This is a genomic window from Streptomyces lanatus (assembly GCF_014655715.1).
Lineage (GTDB): Bacteria > Actinomycetota > Actinomycetes > Streptomycetales > Streptomycetaceae > Streptomyces > Streptomyces lanatus.
The window spans coordinates 211,785-231,910 of the sequence record NZ_BNBM01000009.1; the positions used below are offsets into that span (position 1 = coordinate 211,785).

Below are 20,126 nucleotides of genomic sequence, written 5' to 3' on the forward strand. Positions count from 1 at the left end.
ACGACGCGATCGGGCATCCAGACCTTGGACGTGCCCGCTTGGGATCAGGCCCCGGACAGCGCCTCTGTCGGGGGCAGCCGGGACGCCCGCACGGCGGGGTACAGGCCGGCCAGGGCCCCGATGGCGAGGGTGGCGAGCAGGCCGCCCGCCATCGCCCAGGCCGGGACGACTGCCGGCCAGCCCTGCGCGACGGCGTACGCGGTGGTGACGCCCACCCCGATGACGACTCCGGCGATCCCGCCCAGTCCTGCCAACAGCTGGGATTCCGCGAGGAATTGGGTGCGGATGTCGCCTCGCCGTGCGCCGAGGGCGCGGCGCAGGCCGATCTCGGCGCGCCGTTCCAGGACGGAGATGACCATGGTGTTGGCCACGCCGACCCCGCCGACAAGGAGCGCAACACCGCCGAGGCCGAGCATCAGGCCCGTAAAGGCTTTGTCGGTGGCGCCCTTTGCGGCGAGGGCGTCCGAGGGGCGGCTGATGGCCACTTCGGTGGGAGCCTCGGGGTTGACGGTGGCGGCGAGGACGTCGCGTACGGACGTGACCGCGCTGTCTGCGGTGCGGACGTAGATTGTCGTGGGGTGTCCGTCGAATCCCAGGTACCGCTTGGCGGCGTCCCAGCCTACGAGCGCGCTGTCGTTCAGCTCGGGTGCCAGGAGCGCCTCGTCGAGGATGCCGACCACGCTGAACCACTGACCGCCGAGCCAGACCCGGATGTCCGGGCCGACTTCCCCGATACCCAGGCGGTCGGCGGCGCCGCTGCCGAGTACGACGGCCGGGTACTTGGCGGTAGCGGCGTTGAGCCAATTGCCGCGGGCGAGAGAGCCGCCGACGGTGTCCAGGAGGTCGAGGCGGGCGGCCTTGACGTTGATGCTGCCGGTCTCGGCGGCCGGGATGTGGTCGTTGCGATAGACGTACGCCGTCACCTTGCCGGTGCCGGTTGCGGCCTCGACCGGGGCGATCCGGCCGGCCATGTCGATGGAACGCTCGGGGAGTTTGGCCTCGCCGCCGGTGAAGGTCCGGCCGGGGGACGCGGTGAGGAGGTTGGTGCCCAGGCGGTCGAGAGTGCGCTGCAGTTCGGCGTGGCTGGAGGTGGAGATGCCCACCACGCCGATCATCGCCGCGATGCCGATGGCGATGCCGAGCGCGGAGAGGAAGACCCGCAGCGGGCGGGCGCGCAGCCCGGAGGCGCCGACGCGTACGACGTCGCGGGTGCTCATGCGGGAGACCTTCAGCACGCGGACACCGCCTGAACGTCGCCCTGGGCGTTCTGGGCGGAGTCGTGCACGATGCGCCCGTCGTGAACGTGGACCTGGCGGGGCAGCGAGGCCGCGATCTCCCGGTCGTGGGTGATGATCACGACGGTGGTGCCGTCGGCGTTCAGGGCGCGCAGCAGGTTCATCACGGTGGTGCCGGAGTGGGAGTCCAGGGCGCCGGTCGGCTCGTCCGCGAGGAGCAGGCTCGGCCCGCCGACCAGGGCGCGGGCGATCGCGACGCGCTGCTTCTCCCCGCCGGACAGCTCGTGCGGCCGGTGGTACACCCGGTGGCCCAGGCCGACCCGCTCCAGGGCGGTGCGGGCCGCGCGGCGGCGTTCCGCGAGCGGGATGCCCGCGTACAGCAGGCCCTCGGCGACGTTGTCGAGGGCCCGTACGCCCGCGGTGAGGTGGAAATGCTGGAAGATGAAACCGATGCTGAGCGCGCGCAGCGCGGACAGCTCCCGGTCGCCCAGGCCGGCGATGTCGTGGCCGTCGACGGTGACGATGCCGCTGCTGGGCCGGTCCAGGCTGCCGATCATATTGAGCAGGGTCGACTTGCCCGACCCGGAGGGGCCGACGATGGCGACCAGCTCGCCGCGGCGGATGTCGAGCGAGACGCCGTCGAGGGCGGTGACGCCGCCGGCGTACGAGCGGGTGATGTGGTCGAGGCGTACGACGTTGTGGTTCATCGCGGCACCCCGACCTTGTCGCCCGCCTTCAGGCCGGCGCCGGTGATCTCGACCCGGCCGTTCGCGAACATGCCGGTCTCCACCGCGACCGTGCTGCTGACGGAGCCCTTGACGACCTGGACGCCGTATCCGCCCTCCGACAGCGCGAGGAGCGCGGAGATGGGCACGGTCAGCACGTTCTTCTTCTCCGCGGAGGTGATCTCCACATCGACGGGCGCGCCGTCGTAGCTGCCGAGCTTGCCCCTGTCCTTCTTGTCGATCTGGACCGTGACCTTGATGACGGTCTTGCCGTCGCCCTCTCCCGGCGCGCCGTCCCCGCCTTCAGTGCTGGCGACCTTGCCGACGGACGTGATGGTCCCGGCCGCGTTTGCCCCGTCGGGCAGGACGACGGTGACCTTGTCGCCACGACGGACGAGTTTCTGCTTCTTCGCGTCGAGGTCGATGACGACAAGCTGGCTGGTGCCGGTGTATGTCAGCACGGGTGAGCCGGGCTGGAGTTTCTGGCCCTTCTTCACCTCCTGGCCGGTGACGCGTATCTCACCGTCGGCAACGACCAGGTCCGCGGGCTTGACCGTGCCCGTCCGTGGCACTCCGAGGTGCTTCTGCCAGCGCTTGACGGCCGCCGCGGTCAGGACGGAGTACTCCTCGTCGGCGGTGAAGCCGGTGTAGCCGAGGGCGGCCAAGGCCCGTTCCACCTCGGCGACGTCGGGGCCTTTCGTGCCGGCGCGCAGTTCGCGGTAGAGAGGTGTGTCGCCGTAGATGAGGGGGATGGGCCGCCCGTCGGCCTTGAGCGCGTTCTGGCTCTGCTTGATGGTGGCACCGGGCTTCGGCAGCCAGGTCACGGTGCCCGACGCGCCGCTGGTCAGGGGCTGCTTGTCGCCGTAGCCGAGGCTGCCGGTGACGGTGTCCTGCTGGGCGAGGTCGGAGCGGGTCACCAGTGCGGTCGCCGGAGGCAGACCGCTGCCCTTTTCGGACTTCTCGCCGTTGCCGCCGCCGAAGCCGTACGCCGCCACGCCGGCCCCGCCGAGGACGACCGCGAGGGCGATCAGTGCGGCGGTGGTGCGGGCACGGCGGCGACGCGATGGGGCGTACTGCGGGCCGTCTGGTGACCTGCCCGCCGAGGCCCCTGACGGATCCTTTGCCGGGTCTGTCCGAGGGGGAAACTGGTGCATCCGGGTCGTCTCGTCGTCGGTGGATTCGGGTGTGTGCGTCATGCCGGTCTCGCCCGTCACCGCTGGGCGGCGGGGTTGACGGCCTGGCACTTTTCGGCGGCCACCTGCAGCTTGTCCATGTTCGCGTCCTGGTCGAGCGGCAGGCCGCCTGTCTCCGGGTCGGGATCTGGGGCGTTATAGCCGTTGGCCCGCAGGCACTTGACGTATTCGCGCGCCTGCTCGAGCTGCTTTGCGTCAGGTTTCGGTGCCTTCTGCATGTCCTGCGTGGTGGGCGCGAACTCCTTGCACGCCGCGAGCGCGGCCTGCACCTCCTCCGGCGACGCGGTCTGCTCGGGCGCGTCCTCGCCGGCCTTCCCGCTCCCCGGCGCCACGCCCCGCTCGGCCAGGCAGGCGTTGTACTTCTTGGTCTTCTCCGCGGGCGTGAGCTGCTGCCCGACCCCCTTCTTGTCGCCGCCGGCCGACGCGACGTCGTCGTTCCCGCCGTTGCCGCCCCCGCAGGCGGCCAGGCTCAGACTCAGCAGCGGTACGGCTGCCAGCAGCCCCCAGTTGGTGCGCGAAGTGGTACGCATGCGCTCGGCAGTCCCTTCTGTGCCGGGTCTCTCCCGGCGTCGGGGACCAGTAGAGGCGGGGCCCGGTATCCCCTCCGTAACCGCGGGCGGTTACGTCCTGGTTATCCCGGCCTCTGGCACTCTGGGGATCATGAGAGTGCTGATCGCCGAGGACGAGCGGATGCTGGCCGACGCCGTCGCCGAGGGGCTGCGTGAGGAGGCGTTCGCCGTCGACGTCGTGCACGACGGGGATTCCGCTCTGGAACGCCTTTCCGTGAACGACTACGACGTGCTCCTCCTGGACCGCGATCTGCCCGTCGTACACGGCGACGAGGTGTGCCGAGCCGTCGTCGAATCCGGCGGCCGCACCCGCATCCTCATGGTCACCGCCGCCTCCGATGTGCCCTCCCGCATCGAGGGCCTCGCCATCGGAGCCGACGACTACCTCACCAAACCCTTCGCCTTCGAGGAGCTCGTCGCCCGCGTCCACGCCCTGGCCCGCCGCGCCCAGCCCGCGGGCCCGCCCACCTACGAACGGGCCGGCCTGCGGGTGGAGACGGCCCGCCGCGAGGTCTACCGCGACGGCCACTACGTATCCCTCGCGCGCAAGGAATTCGCCGTCCTGCTGGAACTACTGCGGGCGGACGGCGCGGTCGTCTCGGCCGAGGAACTCCTGGAGCGGGCCTGGGACGAGCACATAGATCCGTTCACCAACGTCGTCCGCGTGACCGTGATGAAACTGCGCAAGAAACTCGGGCCGCCGCCGGTCATCCAGACCGTCCCGGGCTCGGGGTACCAGATCCCATGAGGCTCACCCTGCGGCTGCCGCGTCTCCCCATCCGCGTCCGGCTCACGCTCCTGTACGGCGCCCTGTTCATGGCCTGCGGCGTGATCCTGCTCGGCGTGACCTATCTGCTGCTCGACGCGGGACTGACCGACCGGTTCGACGGCGTGGCCCTGCAGATCACCAAGGAGGGCGGGATCGCCCCGGTACCCGAAGCGTCCACCCACAACCTCCCGTCAAAGCCCGCCGCCGGACTGGCCGGCAGTCCCGAGCTACGCGAACTCCAGGACCGCTACCGGGCCGCGACCCTGCAGTCCCTGCTCCGCCAAGGCGCCCTCGCCCTGGGCGTGCTCACCGTCGTCGCCACGCTGTTCGGCTACCTGATGGCCGGCCGCGTGCTGCGTCCCCTCAACCGCATCTCCCAGACCGCGCGACGCATCACCTCCCGCGGCGACCTCAGTGAGCGGCTGGCCTTCACCGGCCCCCGCGACGAGGTCACCCAGCTCGCCGACACCTTCGACTCGATGATGGGACGCCTGGAGAAGTCCTTCCAGGACCAGCAGCGCTTCATCGCGGACGCCTCCCACGAACTGCGCACGCCCCTCGCCATCAACCGGACCCTCATCGAGGTGGCCCTGCGCCGCAAGACTGCAACCGAAGACACCAAACACCTCGGCACCTCACTACTCGCCGTCAACGAACGCAACGAAAGACTGATCAACGGCCTCCTCGCGCTGGCCAAGGGCGAGACGGAGGCCGCCAACCGGACACCCGTCGACCTCGCCGAACTCGCCCGTCACACCGCCGAGTTGCACCAGTCACAGGCAGCCGAAGCAGGTATCGGCCTCCGGCTCGACACCAGGCCCGCCGCCACCTCGGGCAACGCCGTGATGCTGGAGCGCATCATCCACAACCTGCTCGAGAACGCCATCCGCTACAACGAACCCAAGGGCTGGGTCCGCCTCACCACCCGCACCACCCCGCACGGCGCCGCAACCCTCACGGTCGAGAACACCGGCCCCGTGGTCGCCCGCCAGGACATCGAGGCGTTGTTCCAGCCTTTCCGCGGCCTGGGAGCGGACCGCATCGACTCCGAGCGGGGCTCGGGCCTCGGCCTGGCGATCGTACGAGCCATCGCGCGCTCCCACGACGGCGACGTGACCGCGGCCCCCCGGGAACATGGCGGGCTCATGGTCACCACCACCCTCCCACGGTGAGAGGCCCCTGCGCGAAGCGCTCTTCCTCCGGTGCCTCGGGCGCACCCCCGACGAGCTCAAGTGCTTTGCGCTGCGCCGGAGTCGGGTGCGCCGGGGTACCAGACACCACGCCATCAGCCTCATGAGATGGCACACCCTAGACGAATGAGTCCGATGTGTTCAGCGATCGAATGCGACCAGCGACCGCGTGTTCGGGTGGGCCGGTCTTGTGGTTGCGCCAGATGCCGGCGGCCATGGCGAGGATGCGCTGGACGACACGGACGGCGACGCCTTCGAAGGTCCGTCCGCCGTGCTGCTCCAGGTCCAACTGCCCCTTGAGGGTGTCGTTCACGGACTCGATCAGCTGCCGCACCGACTTGAGCAGGCCCTCGCCCCTGCGCTTCTTCTCCCGCTCGAACGAGGGCCGCAGCAGTTCGGCCCCACGCATGACCAGGTCATGCTCGAACTCCTTGGAGGCGAAGCCCTTGTCCGCGATGATCAGCAGTCCGGGCCGGTCGGCGACCAGGTCTTCATCGATGTCGAGCATGGCCCGGAGCACTTCGCGTTCGTCGAGTTTCGGGTTCGCCAGCGCCCACAGGAGCGGCATCCCGGTCGGCGTGCGTCCGGCGGGCAAGACCGGAGGAGCCGCGAGGAGACGGCGGTTCAAGGAGTGGACAGGGGCTCGGCGACGATGGCCGTCGAGCCCCTGTCGGCCTCAGCCGAAGACCCGCTCCACGAACGCATCGAGGTTGCCGCGCAGGCGCTCGATCTGCTGCTCGACAGTGAGGGACTCCTCCATGCGCCCGCCCGGTGCCGCCTTCTTCCTGCCCCGTACGTACAACGAGCAGTCCAGGTCGGCGCAGATGTAGAGGCCCACCGAGTTGCCTGCGCGGCCGGCCGGGCCTGCCTTGGGGGAAGTCATGAGGGAGACGCCGCTGCCGGGATGGGTGGTCAGGCACAGCGAGCACAGGCTGCGGCGCAGGAAGCCACGGTTGCCGGAAGCGGAGCGCAGGGACAGGCCGACGAGTTCATCGGCGCGTTCGACGACGAGATACCTGCGATCGGGCGCGGACAGATCGAACCAGCCCAGGAAGTCCAGGTCGTCCCAGTGGTCGAGGTCCGTCAGGTTCTTGGGCAGGGGGAGGCGTTTGGCCTCGCCCTTCGAGCAGTTGACGAACGAGGTACGGATGTCGTGCTCGGTCAGGGGTTTCATGCAGGGTCCTTCGAGGGGTGAAGTGGACGGTGGCGGGACACGACCCCGGCTCGCTAGGCGGGTGCGTCGTTTCCGGCGTGCTTCGGCGTCTTGTGCCGTACGGTGAGGCCCGCTACTAGGGCGGCGAGCAGCAGGACGCCCGCCGAGCACCAGTAGGCGACGGAGAAGCCGTGCACCATGCCTTCGTTGAGGGTCGTGCCGCCGTGGGCCGGATCATGCAAGTGCGAGTGGACGTAACGGCTGGTGGCGCCGGTGGCGATGGTGTTGAGCACTACGGTGCCCAGCGAAGCGCCCATCTGCTGAACGGTGTTGAGGACAGCCGAGGCCACACCGGCATCCTGCGCGGGCACGCCGGCGGTGGCCGTCGCGTAGACCGGCATGAAGGTCAGGCCCATGCCCAGACCGAGCAGCAGCAGGGCGGGCAGCACGTGCGGGACGTATTGCGCTTGCACGGTCAGGCTGCTGAGCAGCACCATGCCGGCGGCGGCCAGCACCATGCCGGACGACATCAAGGTGCGCGGCGCCGTGCGTGGCAGCAGGCGGGCCGCGATCTGGGTCGCGCCGATGACGATACCGGCCGAAATCGGCACGAAGGCCAGGCCTGTCCGCACCGGCGGGTAGCCGAGGACGACCTGCAGGTAGTACGTCAGGAACAGGAAGACGCCGAACATGCCGATGGTGGCCAAGCCCATCGTCGCGAGCGATCCGGCCCGGACACGGTCCTTGACGATGCGCAGCGGCAGCAGCGGGCTCGCCGCGCGGCTCTGCCACCACACGAAGGCGGCGAGCAAGATCACGCCGGCCACGAGTAGCGCGAGCACCGACGGGCTGGTCCAGCCGCGGGGTTCGGCCTCGCTGAAGCCGTACACGAGGGCGACGAGCCCGCCGCAGCCCAGCAGCGCGCCGGGCACGTCCAGGCGTCCGCCCCGGCGGCCGGAGCGGTCGCGCAGGAAGGCCGGTGCGCCGAGCAGCGCTGCCAGCGCGATGGGCACGTTGACATACAGGGACCAGCGCCAGTTCAGGTACTCGGTCAGCAGACCGCCCACGATCAGCCCGACCGCGCTGCCGCCGCCGGCCAGCGCACCGTAGACCCCGAACGCCCTGGCCCGCTCCTTGGGGTCGGTGAACGTCGTCGTCAGCAGTGACAGGGCCGAGGGCGCCAGGACCGCCGCGAACGCTCCTTGCAGGGCCCGCGCCGCGAACAGCATCCCGGGACCGGTCGCCGCGCCGCCCAGAGCGGAGGCTGCGGCGAACCCGGCCAGGCCGATGACGAAGGTGCGCTTGCGGCCCACCAGATCGGCGATCCGGCCGCCGAGCAGCAGCAGCCCTCCGAAGGCCAGCGTGTAGGCGGTGATCACCCACTGCCGGTCGGCGTCCGACATGCCGAGAGCATGCTGGGCGGAGGGCAGCGCGATGTTCACGATGGTGCCGTCAAGGATCACCATCAGCTGGGCGAGGGAGATGACGACCAGCGCCCACCAGCGCTTCGGATCAGGTGCCAGTGCCGGAGTCGCGGCGGGAACCTCGCGGTCCGGGGAACGGTCGGCGGCCGTGGAAGGGGCGGACGGGAGGGATTCCCCTCCGGGACGTTTCTTGCTCATGGCGATCACGCACGTTTCGTGTCGAAGTGCTGTCGAGACAGCCGGCCAGGGACGGTCGCAGTGGTGACGACGGGCCGGTGTACGCAGCACGGGGACACGGCATGGCGGTGGGGCAGCGGGAACCGCGGACAGCACCCGGGGCCTGCCTCACCAGCCGCGTGTCACTTACGCCGGCGCTCTTGCTGGTCGTGAGGCGAGAGTGCCGAGATCACGGTGACCAGCAGAAGAAGGGCCCGTCTTCGGGCGCGCGCCCCCGCGGCCCGCGCGGCGACGAACCGCACAGGCCAGGACATCTCGTGACGCGGCATCTCAGGAAGATGCCGAAGACAAGAAACAAGAAGGGGGAAGAGTTACCGCGCGCCGCAGAGGAGGGAGGGCACACGGCCGGAGGCAACTATGGCCGCAACGCATTCAGCACGGTCCATGTCTCTCGCCTCCTTCCGGGCAGGGCACGCGGTGCGTGTCGACGCCGAGCGCGCCGAACGGGGCGGCAGAGAACCTGCCGCGCGAAATCCCGAACAGGTTATCCCATCGATGCCACCGCGCGACCGGAATTACCGACCGCCCAGCATGGGTGATTGCTTGGGGGCGGAAGTCCCTGGGAAGAGGTGGTGCTAACCCCGAGCCGGGAGTACGGGCGGGAAGCCGTTGACGATGTCTGACAGCTTCTGGTCCAGCCCGACACGTATGCGGCCTGGCCGCTGCGGGGCTTGATGTCCAGCACGACCCCAGGACGTCGACGACTTCGACGTCAGCTTGCGTGGGCTCGGGAGCGATCCTGTGGGCGCTGGGGAACCCGAAACTCAACGAACGCGAAGTGCTCCAGGCCATGCTCGACGTCGATGAAGACCTGGTCGCCGACTGGCCCGGACTGCTGATCATCGCGGACAAGGGCTTCGCTTCCAAGGAGTTCGAGAATGACCTGGTCATGCGTGGGGCCGGACTGCTGCTGCCCTCGTTCAAGCGGGAGAAGAAGCGCAGGGGCGAGGGCCTGCTCAAGTCGGTGCGGCAGCTGATCGAGTCCGTGAACGCCACCCTCAAGGGGCAGTTGGACCTGGAGCAGCACGGCGGACGGACCTTCGAAGGCGTCGCCGTCCGTGTCGCCCAGCGCATCCGCGCCATGGCCGCCGCAACCACAAGACCGGCGCCCCGAGCACGCGGTCGCTGGTCGCATTCGATCACTGAACACATCGGACTTGTTCGTCCAGTTCCACGAGTTGAGCGCCGGGCACCCCGTGTGCCGCTTCTCCTGGTCGGCCTGGCCCGGCAGCGCTTGTCGCCATCCGGCTACTGCTGGAGGTACGAGGATGTTTGTACGCGTCGAACGGCTTGCCGTTCATGTCCACTGCGCCTGTGGGACCACGACTGCTTCGCGCTCCAGTTGATCGCGGCCTTCACATCGGCCTGCTCGCCGGGTTCGCCGAAGTCGGGACAGCCGGTGGAACGGCCGAACCCGCGCGTATAGACCATTACGAAGGCGTAGCCCTGCCCTTGTCGAACAGGTCGGTGCCCCTCATGAGGTTCTGGAAGTGACCGACGCTTTCTTGCCGTTGGGCAGCTCTGCCGGAAGCAGGATGTCGGGGACTCCGCGCCCGACGCGGTTGCGACCGTGCTGGCCGGCGGGCGAACGGGCCCCGCCCAGAGCCTGCGGCCCGAACGGCAGCAGACGGACCGGACTGTTGGTGAGACAACGGGGAGCGGCCACCCTGCGCAGCGCGCCAGGGTGGCCGCCCCTTCTGCGCCATGCGAAGCGGTCAGCGCACCCAGACGGTGTACTCGGCGCGACCACCCGGACCGTCGCACCACACCTCGTCATACCCGTTGTGCTGGGCGTTCGGCAGCTCCTCAGCCTCGCACTGCCCCTTCGAGTCATACGTCATACCGCCAGCCACGTGCCAGCCGCTGCCGGGTGGGGGGACGGCGACTGCGCTGGTGGCGGTCAGCGGGACTGCTATCGCTGCGGCGCCGACGGCGAGGCCGACGGTGATGCGGGAACGCCACGACTTCATGAACTCTCCTTCTGTTGGCTGCACGGTCCCTAGGTAAAGCACCCGAGATCCGGTGCGCGGTGCCTCTGCGGCTTGCAGCGTGCCTTGATCGACACACCGCGCGGAATGGCACTGAGCGCCAGTTTGGCATTTAGTGACTTCAACGACCATCCTCTATGGAGTGACCTGAGTCACAGCAGAGTGTCTACGCTGAGGCCGTGGCAGCAGACCTCGACCGCACTCGAGAGAGTCCACGGGCCACAAGAAGGCGGTAGGGGTTGGTAGGTGATCTGCCGTCACCTGAACGGATGGGGCTGGGGCACCCCAGCCGGTCGCTCGCTCGGCTGAACACCGTGAGCAAGGACTGCTCGATGCGCGGGTCTGTCCAAACGTGAAGTCCATGGTGCAGGGCGTCGCCGCCGCCTGCGAACTGCAGGGCGGTCTCCAGTGGGAAGCGACCTACGACGGGCTGCGGGTCGCCGAGGCCAAGGGCAACGGCGGTGGTCACGATCGGCTGTCCGGGCAGGACCATCGCCGACGTGCGCCGCGTACCTCGAAGGCCGGCCACGGCTACCCAGGCCCGCGAGCACGGCATCAGCCGTGGCGCCGTGCGCACCGCTGTGGTCGACCTCATGCCCGACGACAGCGCGGCCGACCACCAGGCCACATCTGCCACGGCAGTCGTCACCCTCGATACGCCGGGCAAGTTCGCCGAGTTCCTCCGCGTGACCGAGCTGGACGACGCCGAGTGGGCCACACCACCGCCGCGCGCAAGGCCCGCCGGGAGTACGAGATGGACGGTTGCGGTTCCGGTGACGTCGGCCAGACGGCCAGGAAAGCTCGCTGCGGCGTGATGGATTGCCGGTCACCGGTGGCGAATTCACCGGTCGCGGACGGTATTTGTGGGGTGTACGGGACGCTGTCCAGGTGCGGCGGCGTTCCCTTGCGGTGTTTGCCTTGCCGTGGCGCGGTTTTTTCTCCGTCGCCGCTCGTCACAACGACTGTAACGCCGTCGGTGATCAGCAGGAGCTACGGGATGGACGTGAGCTCGGCACTTGGCTCCATCAGCCACCATGCGGCGAACGCGGCAACCAGAGTCTCCAGCACCGGCCTTGATGTCGCTCGATTTTACTTAGGCTCGCATCCTGCGGACGTGCGCATTCTTAGGTTCGTCCTGCTCAGCTCCATCCGCCGCCGACAGACCGACTGGAAAGCACCGAGTTTGACAGGGCTTTGCGCAGGCCCGGTATTTTTCGATCAAAATTCCTGGCGAATTCCTCAAGCGTATCCTTGTGTTTGCGGCGCTCGGAACGATTCAGGACGACCCCCATGGTCGCGTCGCTCTCCAGGGCGATCACCGGCAGTGCCACTTGCGCCAGGGGCAGAGTGGACGGGTCGGGAGTGGTGGTGACGCGCGTGCGCAACGCTTGCTGCACAGCTCGGGCCTCCTCTTCCCGCCGCAAGACAACTTTGCTCCCTCCAAGCAGGCTCAAGGTGGGGCCGGTCTTCTTTTCGATAATCCCAGCAGCCGTCAGCTGGTTTTCGACCGGTTTCTCCGCCTTGTGTGCGGTGTTGTGCACCAGTGCCATCCACTTTCTCGGCCTCGCGTGCAGCTCTTCCCACACAGAGGCAAGAAACGGATCCGCCGGTGAATGGTCCCCAAGTACGCGAACCCGGTGCCCGTCGGTCTCAGCCTGTCCCGCAAGGAATAGCTCGACCAGGGCGGCAGCGCGCAGCCGCTGCCCGCGGAACTGCAGAAGAGTAGCCGGAAACTTGTTCTTCTTGAAGGCGTAGGCACACAGGTAGATCTGCTGCGGAAGCGTGAGATCCATGTGAACTCCTTGAATACGTGACAACAGGACCAGTTCCTACTACATGGCGCGATCTACAAGGGTCGTTGACGGCATATCGGGATCGCCGGCCCCGGCCGTCGACCTGTCGGCGTAGCGCTTTTCCTGACTCGACGGGACTCCAGCCGCTCGAAGGCGCCATGAATCCGCACCACGGTCCCCCGACTCACAGCAGGAAGCTCGTGATCTTCATGGCTGTCAACTCTCCCGAAGTCCATCTTGCGTGACCCACCATTGTGTCACTAACTGTAATAGTGACGCTTAGTGACAGCATTGCCCACCCCTCGCGCATGTGACCTGCGCCACGAGTTCACTGCTGGTCGAGCGGTCATCCAGGGGAGGTGAGGCTGTAATCGACGGTCCACGGCGGCTGACATGCGACGCACTTGCCATCACTGTCACTTAGTGACACCGTCATTAAGTGACAGCCTTCGATCGCTGAATGGTGACCGGCTCCAGGCTGCGAACCCACCCAGAGCCCTTGCCGACCATCATCAGGGCCTCATCACTCGCTGTCCGGGGACAGCCACAGGAAGGACCCACATGGCACTGCCGAAGCCGATCAGCGTCGAGGAGTTCTTTGCCCCTCCTGTCCGTTCGAGGGCCTCCCTCTCGCCGGACGGCACCAAGATCGCGTACCTGGCTCCTTGGGGGAACCACCTGAACCTGTGGATCGAGAGTGTCGACGCGCCCGGGGACGCGCGGCGAGTCACCTCCGAGGACCGCAACCTGCTGAGCTATCACTGGACCGACGATCCGAGGTGGCTGCTCTATACCCGGGACCAGGGGGGCGACGAGAACCGGCACCTGTACCGCGTCGATCTCGAAGACCCGGACGCAGGGGCTACTGACCTGACCCCTTTCCCCGGCGCACGCATCGTGGATCTGAAGCTGCCCGCCGCGCGGCCGGGGAAGGCGGTGTTCTCCTCGAACAGCCGGAACCCCGCCGCGTTCGACCTCTTCGAGCTGGACATCGCCACCGGTGACATGCGGACCCTCGCGGAGAACACCGGAGGCGCTGCCACCACCTTTTTCTATGGCGGCAGCGGAGACCCCTTCACCAGCGACGTCACCGAACAGGGCGACCTCAACCTCTCGCGCTGGAACGAGGCCACGCAGACGTTGCGCCACATCGCGCAGTTCGACGGTGCGGACTATCCGCTGGGCGTCTATCCGCTGGAAGTTACCGCCGACGCCGGCGTTCTCTTCGGTTCGAACCGGGGCTCGGACAGACTCCGCCTGGCCCGGTTGGATGCAGAAACCGGCGAGGAGACGGAGGTCGACTCCCACCCGCAGTACGACCTGGACACACGAGCCCGTGTCTTTCCCGCACTGCCCTCGCCGCTCATCTTCAGCCGACGTACCGGCGAGCTCATCGGAGTTCGCTACCTCGGGGAACGACTGGTGATCAACGCACTGGACCCGCACTTCGCCGAGGTCTTGGAGAACCTGAGGAATCTGTCCGATGGCGACCTGGCCCACATCTCGTCCGACGAGAGCGAGCAGCGGTGGGTCGTCAGCTTCACCCATGACCGCGATCCCGGGGCCACATACTTCTACGACCACTCCTCGGGCGAGAGTCGCGCACTGTTCCGGCCCCTTGGCCACCTGGATCCCGAGCAGCTGGCACCGATGACACCGGTGACGATCACCGCTCGGGACGGTCTCGCGCTCCCCTCTCACCTGACACTGCCAATCGGGACAGAGCCGCACCGGCTGCCGCTGGTCCTGCTTGTGCACGGCGGTCCCTGGGACCGAGACAGCTGGGGGTTCAACCCTCTCGTCCAACTGCTGGCCAACCGGGGCTACGCGGTGCTTCAGGTGAACTTCCGCAGCTCCACGGGGTACGGCAAGTCGTTCATGAAGGCCGGCATCGGGGAGTTGGCCGGCAAAATGCACGACGACCTGATCGACGGTGTGAACTGGGCCATCCAGCAGGGATACGCGGACCCGGACCGGGTGGCGATCTTGGGCGGCTCCTACGGTGGCTATGCGGCACTGGTCGGAGTCACCTTCACGCCCGATGTCTTCGCCGCCGCGGTGGACATCTTCGGGGTCTCTGACCTCGCCAACTTCCTGCGCAACCAGCCGGAATTCGTCCGTCCGGCCCTTGCCGCCAACTGGTTCCGCTGGGTCGGCGACCCCGCGGATCCGCAGCAGGAGGCCGACATGCTGGCCCGCTCACCGATCAGCCAGGTCGACCAGGTCCGTACACCGCTACTCATCGCCCAGGGCGCCAACGACGCCCGGGTAGCGCAGGCAGAATCCGACAACATGGTCCAGGCTCTCCGGGCACGTGGGGTCCCCGTCGAGTACATACTCATGGCGGACGAAGGGCACTCCATCGAGAACCCGGAGAACTTGATCGCCGTGTACCGCGCCGTGGAGCGTTTCTTGGACGAGCATCTCGGACACGACCGGGACGAGACGTAGCCGCCGTCCTGGCCGCGGCGGTCAGCGGTCGGCGCAAGGAAATCCGCGTGGACCCGCAGCCCGGAGGCCTCAGTCTCCCCGGCCACCATCATCTGATGCTCGGCCCAGCGGCGGCGGGGAAGCACGAGGCGCGAGCGCCTGAGGGAGACACGGCAAACCGGAACGGAGCTCGCGCCGCCATATTCAAGATGTGGAAAAGCTACCGAAGTCTCCCTGCGCTTCGCCGAGCTGGGGCCGCTCCGGGTACGGCGTGACGAGGAGGAACTGACCCTCGGCTCGCCTCAGCAGCGTGTGGTACTGGCTGCACTGCTTTATGGGGCGAGGACTCTCCGACGGCGATCGTGCCCGTGCTGCGCACCTATGTGTCGCGGCTGCGCAAGACCCCGGAGCCCGGCCGGGCGACCGACGAGCCCCGGGCCGTGATCGTCTCAGCCACCGACGGATTCCTGGGCTCCGCTGTGCCCGAAGTGGGCGAAGACGGCGCCGCCCTCGGTCGAGGGCGACTCGCCACGCTCGTAGATCCATCCTCCTTGAGGAGGGTGCGCAGCCGGCGAGCTACGTCGGTGGTGCTGTGCCCGTCCCACACGGGCGCCGTCTCTACCTCGGGCACGTCACCGAACAACGACCAGCTACTGGCTCGGTAGTGATTGCTGACCTGCCCCGTGGGGAGCTGGGCCACAACTATGAACCAGCCGCCCCCGAAGCATGGCGCACCGTCGTGATGCTTCCATGAGCGGACAACGGGATACCTGGCGGCCAGCCACGCCCGGACTGCGTGTGCGTGGTAGAGCAGCCTGAATTCGTACAGCTCGTCGAAGGTGTGGAACCCGTCGGAGACGCTGCCGGTGTCGGTCATTCCTGGCCCCAGATTGCGTAGAGCCCGCAGCGCGGGCTTCGCCGCTGACACGCGGCGGGTCTTGCCCATTTTGCCGGGTACCTCGCCCGCCTGACCGGGCTGAAATGGTCAGCCCAAAAACGTAACTCAGGCCGGACTTCGTTGCAAGCGTTGTCTGCCGAGAGCCGCCCGAGTGAGGACCCGGGATAGTGGCGGCAGACTCAGGGTCCGCTCGCAGATCGGGTCTTGTGTACTGCACTCACAGCAGGGACACCGACATCGTTAGCCCCGGCGGGCCCGCCTCAGGATCCTGTTGGTCGCGCGCCGCAATCCATGCCGCTGAGCAAGGACAACTGTGCCTGGGCCGATCGTGTCGCGCCGCACGGTAGAGTCGACCCCTTTCCAGGTCGAGCAGGAAGGCGTCGCCACTCTCGGCGCGACGCGGGTCCCGATCCGCCGAGCCCCGCGTGACGACAACGAGGCTCAACGAAGCCGCCAACCGCAGACCTGTCGAGCGAGGTGGTGAACCGGCGCAAGACATAAAGGATGTGTTGGTGATGAACAGCAGCAAGCCTCGTCGGCCTGACGTCACGACGGTCGAGATCATCGGTGGTCCAGAAGCGCTCAAGGTCGGCCTTGGCACCTATGACGCCCGGTGGGCGGAGGTCTACCTGCATCACCGGCGTCGGATCCTTGACGCGTTGGCGGCAGTGGACGTCGACATCGAGCACATTGGATCGACTTCGGTTCCAGGCCTTGCCGCCAAACCGATTGTCGACATCGTCGTCGCGGTGGCCGACATCACAGCAGAAGAGGACTACCTCGACGGGCTGTTGGCTGCAGGTTACGAACTGCGGGTTCGCGAGCCAGGACATCGGCTCGTGCGTACGCCGACTCGCGAGGTTCACGTGCACGTATATGAACGAGGGGACGCAGCGGTACAGGAGTACCTTCTCTTCCGTGACCACTTGCGCACCAATGCAGACGATCGCGCCCTGTACGAGAGCGTCAAACGAGCTCTGCTCAGCCAGCAGTGGAACGACATGAACGACTACGCCGACGCCAAGAACGACGTCATCCTCGCAATCAAGACTCGAGCCAGGGCAGCTCGCCAATGACGCGCGATGGTGTCACGGGTTTGTGATCTGCGAATCTGTTCGCCTGGCGACGCCTACGTCATCGGCGCAGAACAGTCATGAGTCACGAACTGCCACCGTCGCAGGGACCTACTGAGGTTGCACCCCGAATCAGGGCATTCCTCCGCAGCCGCGGATCGGGCCCAGTGGTGCCGCTATGCCGGTATGTACCTGGGCCTGTCCCCGAGAGAACTGTGGTCAGTCTGCCGTCGGGGCCGCTTTCAGAGCTTCGGAGGTCAGTTCGCCGCGTGGGCCGGTGGCGTCGGCCACGCTCAGACAGGTGCTGTCGTGGAAGATACCGAGTTCGTAGTGCACAGAGTCGGTGTCGACGGAGCGGACCGTGAGCCCGATCTCGTAGTCGCCCGGGTAGGTCACCTCACCGAGATACTGAATCTGGTAGGACGAAGGGGGCAGATCTGGCACCAAGCCCGCACCACGCGTCCCAATCGCGTGCGAGGTGAAGGTGGCGACGGCCTCGTCGTACCAAGTGGCCAATGCGATGAAGTTGACGTGCTCGTTGGAGTCGACGTCACCGATCCGGGAACGCAGCGTGGCCCAGTGCGAGTAGTGGGCACGTTGCAGGCGCTCAGGGCGTGGACGGCCAGCTGCCGACGTTCCTGTCTCTGGTAGCCGCATCTCGTCGAGATCGGCGATCAGTTCGTCCGGAAGCTGGAGCGGCCCCGAGTTGTCGGCCAGCACGACGATGGCGTCACCCCTGCCCACGTACTTTCCGTCGACCATGATCACCTGCTCAAAGGTGAATGAGGAGCGCCCGATCCGGCAAACGCCGGTGTGCACTTGCACGTGGGTACCAGTCGGGCCGACCAGAGCAAGCCGGTTGACCCGTTGGCCGACGAGCAGAATCTGGTACGGCCCGAAACCACCCTTGCCGATGAGGCGTTCGAAGCGGTGCAGCCGCAGCCGGATCCGGGCGTCTTCCAGCCAGCGGGCCATGCCGATTGTGCTTGCCGAGCCATTTCGACCAAGATCGGCCTGCCGCACCCGGACATCGATCTGGAAACCGAGCCTCTGACCGTCAGGAGTGTTCATGCAGGATGACCTTAGAGCAGCGTCAACTTCGCCACCAAGGCGGACAGGGCATACCACGCGACCAGGTCCAGTTGTTCCAGGCCGCACCCCGACTGTCCGCAGCACCGACGACCTTGCCTTTGCCGACGCGCCACCAGCTCCGCCAAGCTCGGCCGGCGCGCCTCCAAACATGCTCATCTCCATGTCCCAGTACTCCAGTCAGAAATCGTTGTCTGAGCTGGTACTTCTTCGATAGTGGCAGCAACTAGCTTGATCTTTAACCTGTGCGGCGTGGTCGAGGGGACTGTAAGACGTTCGGCTCTGGCCCGTAGTCGGTGGTGACGCCGGGTGTCCGTCAGGGCAGGAGGATACGGTGGCGGAGGAGGTCGAATCCGGCGCGTCCGTGCATTTGCCTCATGATCCTCTTGGTGCGGATGTTGACGCCTTCGGTGCGGCCGTTGTGGTAAGGCAAGGTGAGGCCGGCGTTCCCGGCGGGCCGGTCGATTTCGAGGCCGTTGGCGAAGCTGCGCAGGTGGGGTAGGTCGACGGCACGGGCGGCCGTGATCCACTTGGCGAGTTTCACGTCGTTGCCCTCGATCGGTTTCAGCAGGGCGGCGAAGCCGCCTACGAGATCGGCGAGTGCGGTCATCTCCGGGCAGGCCGCGGCGATCTTCTCCAGCAGGGTCGTTTCCTTCGGGCGCAGGTTTTCGGGGTTGGTGAGGAGGAGACGGCGTGACGTGGGGTGGTGACAGGGCGGTCGCATTCGGCACGGCCCTGATTGAGGTAGCGGACTAGGAGGTTCGCGCTGCCGGTGTAGCCCAACTCCCGGATCTCTTCGAGGAGGTGGGTGACAGGAACTGCCGGTTCGTCCGCGCGGCGGGCGCGCAGATGGTCGCGGTAGGGGGCTACGAGGGTGGGCCGGTAGTGGGAGTGATGCGCAGGGCTTGGGGCTCGGGCATGCGGGCGTAGCGTTTGACGGTGTTCAGGGCCAGGTCCAAGCGGCGGGAGCAGTCGAGCAGGCCGACGCCCTGGCCGAGGAGGTCGTGGATCTTGTTCCAGCGTTCGCGGGTGGTCTGCTCGTGTACTCCACCGGGGCGTGGCGGGTTGATGGTGGCCCAACAGCCGGTGTGCGCGCGGACCTCGAGCTGGACTTTGTCGCAGAGGTTTCTCCAGAGGTGCCATCGGTCGCTGACCTGTATCGCGTGGGGCAGGGCGCGGCGGATGGCCTCGGCGTAGGTGGCCGAGCCGTCGCGGCACACGATCTCGACACCAGGGTGTTCGCGCAGCCAGGACTCCAGGGTGGCCCTCTCGCGGTCGGGCAGGACCCCGACGCGTCGGCCGGTCTCGGCATCCGTGACGATCGTGGCGTAGCGGTGGCGGCGGCGTACGGCGAAATCGTCCACGCCGACCACTCGTGGGACCGCCTGCTGCGGCAGTTGCAGGCGTCGCAGATAGCGCAGTGCGGTACTGCGGGAAACGGGGACGGCCAGCAGACCGGCGAGGCGTGCGGCTGCCCGGCCGCACAACTCCCGCGCCACCTGGGATATCTGCCGGGCAAGCCGCACCGTGCGGCGCTGATGGCGCTCGAGCCGTCCGGGAATCTGCTCGCGGAAGGTCTGCCGTCGGCAGCCCAGGACCGGACAGACCAGCCGCCGTACGCGCAGGTGGACGACGACCTGGCGGCCGTCGACCGGCACGTCCGTCACCGTCCGGCGGTGATACCCGTGCACCTTCGCCGTCAGTGTCCGGCACGCGGGACACGGCACCGCCGCATCCCGAGTGCGAGCCGTGACTACCACCGCGTCACCACCGTCCGCCACGTCCACGACGACCAGCACCGACAGCCCGGAAAACACCGTGCTGACAAGGGAGTTGACATCCATCACAAGATCATGATCAAGGATGACTACCCGGCGTCACCACCGACTACGGGCCAGAGCCGAACGTTTGACAGACCCGCACCGGCAAACCATGGCGCAGCCGGCCCGAGCGTGTTGGTAGTTGGAAGCCGCCCATGGGCGGCTGCGGTCGGTGGACGGCACGTGGGACCGCCACACCACCGATCCCACCCCTAAAGCCCAGGTCACAAGGGTTCAGAGCCGACGTGAGACGTGCAAAGACGCCCGTTCGCCACACCGATTCCAAGCAACCGCCTCACACAAAACACTCCTCCCAGCCGCGTTTCCGCAGGTCAGAACGTTTCTGCATGGATGAGCGCTGGTGGGGCGGGGGGGGACTCGAACCCACGGCCGACGGATTATGAGTCCGCTGCTCGTCTAACGGCGGGGTTCGCCTCCTCAATGCTCTTCGGCCGCTGGCGAAGTCCGGAGGCCCACTAATGGAACGAACGATGCCTTTGCTACGCCCCTTTCGAAGCCAGACGGCCAGCGGCAGGTGTC

At 67.5% G+C, this 20,126-nt stretch carries 16 protein-coding genes and 3 pseudogenes; 6 read left to right on the forward strand and 13 right to left on the reverse strand.

The window, feature by feature from the left end; translation table 11 throughout:
- Positions 1-44: 44 nt before the first annotated feature.
- From IE325_RS24385 to IE325_RS24400, 4 genes are read right to left on the reverse strand one after another with little or no spacing between them, the layout of a single operon-like run.
- Positions 45-1,217 (reverse strand): ABC transporter permease, encoded by a 1,173-nt coding sequence (locus IE325_RS24385; RefSeq protein ID WP_190072159.1) that lies wholly within the window; start codon positions 1,215-1,217, stop codon positions 45-47.
- Positions 1,218-1,228: 11 nt separating this feature from the next.
- Positions 1,229-1,942: an ABC transporter ATP-binding protein gene (locus IE325_RS24390; RefSeq protein WP_190072160.1), complete on the reverse strand. Its 714-nt coding sequence runs from the start codon at positions 1,940-1,942 to the stop codon at positions 1,229-1,231.
- A complete protein-coding gene (locus IE325_RS24395; RefSeq protein ID WP_190072161.1) occupies positions 1,939-3,156 on the reverse strand; it encodes an efflux RND transporter periplasmic adaptor subunit in 1,218 nt (405 codons plus the stop codon). Before IE325_RS24395 ends, IE325_RS24390 begins: the two co-directional genes overlap by 4 nt.
- A gap of 14 nt (positions 3,157-3,170) precedes the next feature.
- Complete coding sequence (locus IE325_RS24400) at positions 3,171-3,683, reverse strand: hypothetical protein (RefSeq protein WP_190072162.1); 513 nt, start codon at positions 3,681-3,683, stop codon at positions 3,171-3,173.
- Between the two features lie 130 nt (positions 3,684-3,813).
- Here IE325_RS24400 and IE325_RS24405 point away from each other — a divergent pair, with 130 nt between their 5' ends.
- Entirely contained in the window at positions 3,814-4,470 is a 657-nt protein-coding gene (locus tag IE325_RS24405; RefSeq protein WP_190072163.1) for a response regulator transcription factor, read from the forward strand.
- Entirely contained in the window at positions 4,467-5,663 is a 1,197-nt protein-coding gene (locus IE325_RS24410) for a sensor histidine kinase (RefSeq protein WP_190072164.1), read from the forward strand. Before IE325_RS24405 ends, IE325_RS24410 begins: the two co-directional genes overlap by 4 nt.
- A gap of 159 nt (positions 5,664-5,822) precedes the next feature.
- Here IE325_RS24410 and IE325_RS24415 read toward each other — a convergent pair.
- The 3 genes and pseudogenes from IE325_RS24415 to IE325_RS24425 form a co-directional block, all read right to left on the reverse strand.
- A pseudogene (locus tag IE325_RS24415) lies at positions 5,823-6,261 on the reverse strand (transposase family protein); the annotation flags it as partial.
- Positions 6,262-6,357: 96 nt separating this feature from the next.
- On the reverse strand, positions 6,358-6,855 hold the full coding sequence (locus IE325_RS24420; protein WP_190072166.1) for an FBP domain-containing protein: 498 nt from the start codon (positions 6,853-6,855) through the stop codon (positions 6,358-6,360).
- 53 nt (positions 6,856-6,908) lie between these two features.
- Entirely contained in the window at positions 6,909-8,456 is a 1,548-nt protein-coding gene (locus tag IE325_RS24425; protein WP_190072167.1) for an MFS transporter, read from the reverse strand.
- 769 nt (positions 8,457-9,225) lie between these two features.
- Here IE325_RS24425 and IE325_RS47235 point away from each other — a divergent pair.
- Positions 9,226-9,641: pseudogene (locus IE325_RS47235) on the forward strand (IS982 family transposase); the annotation flags it as partial.
- A gap of 102 nt (positions 9,642-9,743) precedes the next feature.
- Here IE325_RS47235 and IE325_RS47085 read toward each other — a convergent pair.
- Positions 9,744-10,262 carry a CocE/NonD family hydrolase gene (locus IE325_RS47085; RefSeq protein WP_350895519.1) on the reverse strand — a complete coding sequence of 173 codons (519 nt, stop codon included), beginning with the start codon at positions 10,260-10,262 and terminating at the stop codon, positions 9,744-9,746.
- Positions 10,211-10,465: a hypothetical protein gene (locus tag IE325_RS24440; RefSeq protein WP_190072169.1), complete on the reverse strand. Its 255-nt coding sequence runs from the start codon at positions 10,463-10,465 to the stop codon at positions 10,211-10,213. The genes IE325_RS47085 and IE325_RS24440 overlap by 52 nt, the downstream gene beginning before the upstream one ends.
- 518 nt (positions 10,466-10,983) lie before the next feature.
- On the opposite strand from IE325_RS24440, the gene IE325_RS24445 reads away from it, so the two are divergent.
- On the forward strand, positions 10,984-11,298 hold the full coding sequence (locus tag IE325_RS24445; RefSeq protein WP_190072170.1) for a hypothetical protein: 315 nt from the start codon (positions 10,984-10,986) through the stop codon (positions 11,296-11,298).
- Positions 11,299-11,622: 324 nt separating this feature from the next.
- On the opposite strand, the gene IE325_RS24450 is transcribed toward IE325_RS24445, so the two are convergent.
- Positions 11,623-12,276 (reverse strand): GOLPH3/VPS74 family protein, encoded by a 654-nt coding sequence (locus IE325_RS24450; protein WP_190072171.1) that lies wholly within the window; start codon positions 12,274-12,276, stop codon positions 11,623-11,625.
- Between the two features lie 561 nt (positions 12,277-12,837).
- Between IE325_RS24450 and IE325_RS24455 the strand changes: the two genes are divergently transcribed.
- The gene (locus tag IE325_RS24455) at positions 12,838-14,727 is read left to right on the forward strand and encodes a S9 family peptidase (RefSeq protein ID WP_190072172.1); all 1,890 of its coding nucleotides are present in this window, start codon (positions 12,838-12,840) and stop codon (positions 14,725-14,727) included.
- 358 nt (positions 14,728-15,085) lie between these two features.
- Here the strand turns inward: IE325_RS24455 and IE325_RS47240 are convergent, their stop codons facing one another.
- Positions 15,086-15,652: a WDGH domain-containing protein gene (locus tag IE325_RS47240; protein WP_444546209.1), complete on the reverse strand. Its 567-nt coding sequence runs from the start codon at positions 15,650-15,652 to the stop codon at positions 15,086-15,088.
- A 464-nt stretch (positions 15,653-16,116) separates the two neighbouring features.
- On the opposite strand from IE325_RS47240, the gene IE325_RS24460 reads away from it, so the two are divergent.
- Positions 16,117-16,680: a GrpB family protein gene (locus IE325_RS24460; protein WP_190072173.1), complete on the forward strand. Its 564-nt coding sequence runs from the start codon at positions 16,117-16,119 to the stop codon at positions 16,678-16,680.
- Between the two features lie 216 nt (positions 16,681-16,896).
- On the opposite strand, the gene IE325_RS24465 is transcribed toward IE325_RS24460, so the two are convergent.
- Together IE325_RS24465 and IE325_RS24470 are read right to left on the reverse strand one after the other, a co-directional pair.
- Complete coding sequence (locus tag IE325_RS24465) at positions 16,897-17,748, reverse strand: acyl-CoA thioesterase (RefSeq protein ID WP_190072174.1); 852 nt, start codon at positions 17,746-17,748, stop codon at positions 16,897-16,899.
- A gap of 334 nt (positions 17,749-18,082) precedes the next feature.
- A pseudogene (locus IE325_RS24470) lies at positions 18,083-19,610 on the reverse strand (ISL3 family transposase).
- Positions 19,611-20,126 lie beyond the last annotated feature (516 nt).